Source organism: Candidatus Thermoplasmatota archaeon (assembly GCA_030018475.1).
GTDB lineage: Archaea > Thermoplasmatota > JASEFT01 > JASEFT01 > JASEFT01 > JASEFT01.
Genome location: JASEFT010000068.1, coordinates 1 through 5,738, shown reverse-complemented (window position 1 = coordinate 5,738; position 5,738 = coordinate 1). Strand labels below are relative to the sequence as shown.

The window sequence follows — 5,738 nt, the reverse complement described above, 5'->3', positions numbered from 1 at the left end:
CATTTAACTATATTCGCACCTATGGCTGAGAAGCTAATAGCGGCACCGCCGGTAAACTGGCTTTTATATATGGGAATAATTGTAATAATTGTGGCCGCTTTTGCTATCGCAGGGATTGGTATCAAACGGAGGAAGAAAGGGGCACCTCCTGAAAAACCAGCTGGGTAATTTGCTAGGAGTTACGATCGTAGTAATAGTTTGGCTCAGAAAGGGGCGGCAGTGAAAATGTTGCGGATGTTTGTTGACTTTGCACTCACAAAATAAGAAAAAAATGACAACAAAAGAAAAGCTCAAAAAAGCAGGCTGGGAAAAGCAGTTTATAGCATGTGAGCCAAGACTGAGCGAAGCTGTGGAACTATACAAATCGTTAGGATTTGAAGTTAGACTCGAGCCTCTAGCACTTGAAGAAATGGATGAAGACTGTAAGATATGTTATGAAGCAGAGCCAGATAAGTACAAAACAATTTACACAAGAAAGAAAAAAGAGTGAAAGCAATGAGTATAGTAATAATTGGCAACGGCGCTGCTGGCGTGAGTGCTCTTGAAACTATCAGAAATATTGATAAAGATGTAGAAATTAAAATTATCTCTAAGGATAGGGCAACTTATTCTTTGTGCGCGCTACCATATTACATTTCTAATACAATCAAAGAAAAGAATCTTTGGAGGCTCGGTAAAGATTTCTATAAAAAAATGAGGGCTCAAACGCTCTTTGGTAAGGAAGTTATAAAGGTAGTCCCAGAGAGAAATGTTGTCTTGCTTAAAGATCAAAAAATTCTATACGATAAATTATTGATCGCTACTGGCTCTTCGCCAATAATCCCGAAAATTAAAGGGATTGAAAAAAAAGGTGTGTTTTTTTTAGCCAATCTAGAAAACTCTAAAAAAATTAAAAAAGCAATAAAAAATGTAAAAAGAGCGGTAGTTATAGGCGCCGGCTCTGTAGGTATTGAGTGCGCTATAGCCTTGAAAAAATTAGGTGTTGAGGTCTTTGTTATTGAGCTGTTAGACAGAGTGCTTCCAAAAATGCTCGATAGAGATATGGGAGAAGCTGTCAAGAAGCTTCTGGAGCAAAATGGGATTAAAGTTATTTTGGAAGAGCAGCTTTTAGAAATAACTGGCGACAAAAAAGTTGGGGGAGTGCTCCTCAGAAATAAAAAAATTAACTGTGACTTAGTAGTGGTGAGCACTGGTGTAAAGCCAAATATCGAGCTTGTTAGGGGTACAAGCATTAAAACAAATATTGGTATAATTGTTGATAAGAAGCTTAGAACAAATATTAAAAATATTTATGCAGCTGGCGACGTTGCCGAGGGGGTCGACTTGCTTACTAGAAAAAGAAAAATTAATGCAACATGGCCTAATGCAATTGAGCAGGGTAAAATCGCGGGGTATAATCTCGTAGGTATTCCCAAGATTTATGAAGGCTTGGCCTCTGTGAATGTAGTTAATGTTTTTGATACGCCAGTTGTAGCACTTGGTCTTACTTCTTCTGAAGCGCCTAAATGTGAACAAATCAAGGTTTGGCAGGGAAAAATAATAAAAAAAATTATCTTAAAAAACAATAAAATAGTAGGCATGCAAGCTATTGGTGAGCTGAAAAATTCCGGGCTTATCCTAAGCTTGATAAACAAAAGTGCTGACTGTTCAAAATTAAAAAATCGGCTTTTGCACGAAAAATTTGCATACCCGCTACTTACTTACACCTAAGCACTCGCAACAAAATGGCTGAGGAGAAATCTGAGCTGCTTAGCTTAGTGACCGCAGATGAGCTGGGGTGGGTAGTAATTGATAGAGAATTTCATCTGTTTCTTCTAACTCGCTATGGGGCACGGTTTCTAAGAGCTTAAGCAACGTTTTTTTTGATAGCTCTTGGCGCTTCTTCAATTTCATCTAGGATATACCCTGATGTAAATACTTCTATACCTCCTCGAGCCGCTAATCTCATTATTTTCTCTACAGCTTTTCTTTTCCTCAACGCAGGTTTTGATATTAGTTCGCCCCAAACGCTTACTTCAAGCTTAATTTCTTCACTAACTCTTTTCTTCTCTTCGCCAGCTCTGCAGTCTCTTCCAAATATTCTATTGCATTTGTAGGGCAGAATTTGACGCAGGTTGGTTCTCCATCACACAAGTCGCATTGTATTATTTCATCACCTAAAACTGTAATTGCAGAGTAAGGACACATTGCAACGCAAAGTCTGCACCTAGTGCACTTATCTTTGTTTATTTTAATTATATTTTTCTCCTTATAAATAGCATTCTGCGGGCATATAGTCATGCACATTGCCTCATCGCATTGAAGACATACTATTGGAAATTCGTAGCGCTCAAACTCGTCCCTTACAATAGATATAGCAGATTTCTTAGGATTGCACTCACCGAATTTTTTTAGTGAGCAGGCAATAGCGCACTCCTTACAGCCAGTACATCTTTCCGGATAAGCGTAGAGATATTTCATAATTTTATTAACTCTTCAGCCCTTTTCCTAGGCACAGTTCCATTTTCAGTCCAGCCACGTAGCTTATAATATTTAGTCAAGGCAAGTTCGAATTCTTTCCTATCTATTCTATGACCTTTTGCCACTCCTAACTTCATTTGCTCTTCAAAATAGCGTCTCGGCAGAGTATCATCCTCCCGTGTTATACCTTCCCTCGCGTTAATCAATCTTTCGATATCAATCACTCTTTTACCAACAGTAACAAGCTCTCTTTTAGTAAATCTCAATCCAGAGGAATAGTATATCAGGTCTTTAAAATGCTCGTAGCCCAATAAATGAGGACTGTTAAACCCATGGCATATAAATTTGCACAAGCCCAGAGAATCTATGACTGCATAGATATTTTCAGAAAAGAACACAGCTTTTTCCTTACCTTTAAACGAAGTTGGCTCCGGAGAAATATTTCTGCCGTAAATTCTCTCCTTAACTCTATGGGGCAATTTAAAAAATATTTCCAGAGTAGGCCTGCTTCTTAAATGATCAGCCCCTCTTGATGCAGTAGCAATACCTAACGCAAACGCTTTTATATACCTTACATCATGGGGATCGCTTTGAGGTAAGTTTTTAACTGCAATCAAATAATCTTTAGAGCGTGAGCCGAAGTATTTAGTAGCATTTGTACTCTCCGCAAGAATATTGCCGAAACCATTGCGCATAGAGATTTTATAGAGCATGGATTTGATAAGCTCAAAATTTCCAAATTCAAGCTTTTCATGAGTGATTTTTTTATCAATGATTCCTTTTTCATATAGTTCAAACGCCCATGCCAATATAGTACCGGTAGACGAAATATCAAGTCCTAACTTGTTGCATATATTACTGAGTTCAATTACTTCCTCAGGCTTTTCAATACCTAGATTTGCGCCAAGTAGCCCAACTGCTGTGTACTCAGGGCCCTCGCCGCCAAGCTTGTTCCTGTGCCTGCAGTGCACCATGCATGAGGAGCAGGCAACCATTTTTTCAGCCATTTTCTCAAACTGCTCGGCATTTAACGAAGTTGACCATGCATTTAACTGGCTGTTCTTCGTTCTTATTGCGCCAATAATGTTGCTATATTCATAGAGCAACGGCGTGCCCAACCTACCAAGCAACTGTATTATCTTAGAATTGAGCAAATACTCTTTAAGTTCAAGGACTTTTTCTAGCATCTTATCAGGCGCTGCTAACTTAATACCAATGCTTCCACTTGCAACAACAGCTTTGACGTTCTTAGAGCCCATTACTGCGCCTAAGCCACATCTACCGCCTGAGTTTTTCATACCTGTTCTAATATTTGCAAATCTCACCAGTTTTTCTCCAGCGACACCGCAGGTAACGACTTCGCAATCGCCTAAATCTGCTTTTATAGCTCTTTGAACTTCAATTGTATCCATACCCCAATAGCCACTCGCATCTCTAAGCTCAATTTCGCCGTCGTTAACAAATATATAGCTCGGCTTTTTAGCTCTGCCCCTCAGAATGAGCGTATCGAAGCCACTGTACCTCAGCTCTGCCCCAAAATATCCGCCGCAATTGCTATCACCTAAAAATCCTGTTTCCGGCGATTTAGCAGATACGTTAAATCTGCTAGATGACGGTGCTAGAGTACCTGTAAGGAAACCAGCGCCTATAACCAAAATATTATCAGGAGAGAGAGCATCAACACCACGCTTTAAATACTTATAAAGATACCAGACATTCAACCCTCTACCACCAAGATATCTTTTTCGTAAACTTAAAGGTATATCTTCTATCTTTATCTTCTCCTTAGTAAGCTCTATAACGCCCAATTTTCTAGTGAGCATTTGTGATTGGTATATTTTTTGATGCGTTTATAATTTTCTTATAATTTCTAAACCCAGCAAACGCCTCATCTACTGTTGCACATTATCTGCAAATTTATTCCAGAACTCTCTTACCCTCAGCGTTGCTGAAAAAAATCTATCACCGGCACTTCTAAGCTCGAAAGCTACAACAGTATCGGTTGAAACATTTAATATCACAAAAAACTTTTTAGGCATTATGTCTAAGATACTCGGAGAAGAACTCAGTGAAGAGGCGATCAAACAGCTCAATGCACGAGAGAGTACTGTAATAGTAGCAACGATTTCTGAAAATGGCTACCCAAACACAACTCCTGTTCACTTAATAACAGCTGTAAACAAAAAGACGCTATTGCTGGCAATGAATAGAAATCATCAAGGTGTTATAAATATCAGGCGCAACCCAAAGATTATGATAAACCTCTGCGAAAAAGACGATCTCAACATTTCCATAAGATGCAACGCAGAAGTGTTCAAAGAAGAGATGAATTGCAATCCAGCTATGTGCGTAGTTAAGTCGACCATTATAGACATAAAGGATGATTCTACGCACTCAGAAACTATCAGCGGCATTAGATATAGGTGCAGAACAGAGCGCGGAAAAAAGTTCATATCAGATGTTTTCGATGAACTTGATAGTTATAAGTGTTAAAAGTTTTCCAAAGCTCAGTCTTTAGTTCTGTCTTTAACCGCCGCCTACAGCCATAAAAATTGCTAGTTCGTCATTAGCCTTGAGTTTTATAGTCCTCGCACCTGAGAGTACTAATCTTTCATTTATCATTATATTAAGATAATCTTTGATCATGCCTTTTTCATCGAAAAATTCTGATTTTAGTTTTGGATAAGTTTTCGCGACTGCGAGTAATACCGATTTTATAGTTCTTCTATCAGTTTCTACTATTAACTCACCAACGCCGGCAATATCTTTAAACGGCTGTAAAAGTCTCACCTTGATTTGCAACTTCAATCACTGTCACTTCCAAGTGCTTCATAGATCTAATGATATTTATAACTTGCTGAGAAATTACCAACCGTTTTTAGACGAATATTCTGATAAAAGGAGAAAGCGCTCTATGAGTTAGACAGAAAAATTCATATAAGCACAGCAGCATTTTCGTAATTATGGAGTTAAAAGATAAATCTGCTATAGTTACAGGCGGTAGTATGGGCATAGGAGCTGCAATCGCTATCGCTCTAGCAAAAGAGGGCGTAAATGTAGCGATTAACTATCAAAAACATGATACCGAGGCAAACGAGATAGTTAAAGAGATTACAAATTTAGGAAGAAAGGCTCTAGCAGTAAGAGCTGATGTTGCAAGTACTATAGACGCTGAAAAAGTAGTTAAAAAGGTTTTAGAAGAGTTTGGCAGATTAGATATTTTAGTATGTAATGCCGGTATAAACCGGGATAGCGTAATCTGGAAGATGACTGAGGAG

General features: G+C 38.6%; 9 protein-coding genes. 5 read left to right on the top strand and 4 right to left on the bottom strand.

Annotation, left to right across the window (positions count from 1 at the left end; genetic code table 11):
• Nucleotides 1–271 precede the first annotated feature (271 nt).
• From QMD21_07125 to QMD21_07115, 3 genes are read left to right on the top strand one after another with little or no spacing between them, the layout of a single operon-like run.
• Nucleotides 272–490, top strand: a complete 219-nt coding sequence (locus QMD21_07125; protein MDI6856532.1) for a hypothetical protein — start codon at nt 272–274, stop codon at nt 488–490.
• 5 nt (nt 491–495) lie between these two features.
• A complete protein-coding gene (locus QMD21_07120; GenBank protein MDI6856531.1) occupies nt 496–1,710 on the top strand; it encodes an FAD-dependent oxidoreductase in 1,215 nt (404 codons plus the stop codon).
• 14 nt (nt 1,711–1,724) lie between these two features.
• Nucleotides 1,725–1,850 carry a hypothetical protein gene (locus QMD21_07115; protein ID MDI6856530.1) on the top strand — a complete coding sequence of 42 codons (126 nt, stop codon included), beginning with the start codon at nt 1,725–1,727 and terminating at the stop codon, nt 1,848–1,850.
• Between the two features lie 160 nt (nt 1,851–2,010).
• On the opposite strand, the gene QMD21_07110 is transcribed toward QMD21_07115, so the two are convergent.
• The 3 genes from QMD21_07110 to QMD21_07100 all read right to left on the bottom strand — a co-directional run bounded on the left by QMD21_07110 (nt 2,011) and on the right by QMD21_07100 (nt 4,499).
• Complete coding sequence (locus tag QMD21_07110; GenBank protein MDI6856529.1) at nt 2,011–2,460, bottom strand: 4Fe-4S dicluster domain-containing protein; 450 nt, start codon at nt 2,458–2,460, stop codon at nt 2,011–2,013.
• Entirely contained in the window at nt 2,457–4,283 is a 1,827-nt protein-coding gene (locus QMD21_07105; protein MDI6856528.1) for an aldehyde ferredoxin oxidoreductase family protein, read from the bottom strand. Before QMD21_07105 ends, QMD21_07110 begins: the two co-directional genes overlap by 4 nt.
• 69 nt (nt 4,284–4,352) lie before the next feature.
• Nucleotides 4,353–4,499 (bottom strand): hypothetical protein, encoded by a 147-nt coding sequence (locus QMD21_07100; protein ID MDI6856527.1) that lies wholly within the window; start codon nt 4,497–4,499, stop codon nt 4,353–4,355.
• A gap of 1 nt (nt 4,500) precedes the next feature.
• On the opposite strand from QMD21_07100, the gene QMD21_07095 reads away from it, so the two are divergent.
• Nucleotides 4,501–4,953 carry a pyridoxamine 5'-phosphate oxidase family protein gene (locus tag QMD21_07095; protein ID MDI6856526.1) on the top strand — a complete coding sequence of 151 codons (453 nt, stop codon included), beginning with the start codon at nt 4,501–4,503 and terminating at the stop codon, nt 4,951–4,953.
• A 33-nt stretch (nt 4,954–4,986) separates the two neighbouring features.
• Here QMD21_07095 and QMD21_07090 read toward each other — a convergent pair whose 3' ends face one another.
• Complete coding sequence (locus tag QMD21_07090; protein MDI6856525.1) at nt 4,987–5,250, bottom strand: MoaD/ThiS family protein; 264 nt, start codon at nt 5,248–5,250, stop codon at nt 4,987–4,989.
• A gap of 173 nt (nt 5,251–5,423) precedes the next feature.
• Here QMD21_07090 and QMD21_07085 point away from each other — a divergent pair.
• Nucleotides 5,424–5,738, top strand: a 315-nt coding sequence (locus QMD21_07085) for an SDR family NAD(P)-dependent oxidoreductase (protein MDI6856524.1), incomplete at its 3' end; no start/stop codon positions are given.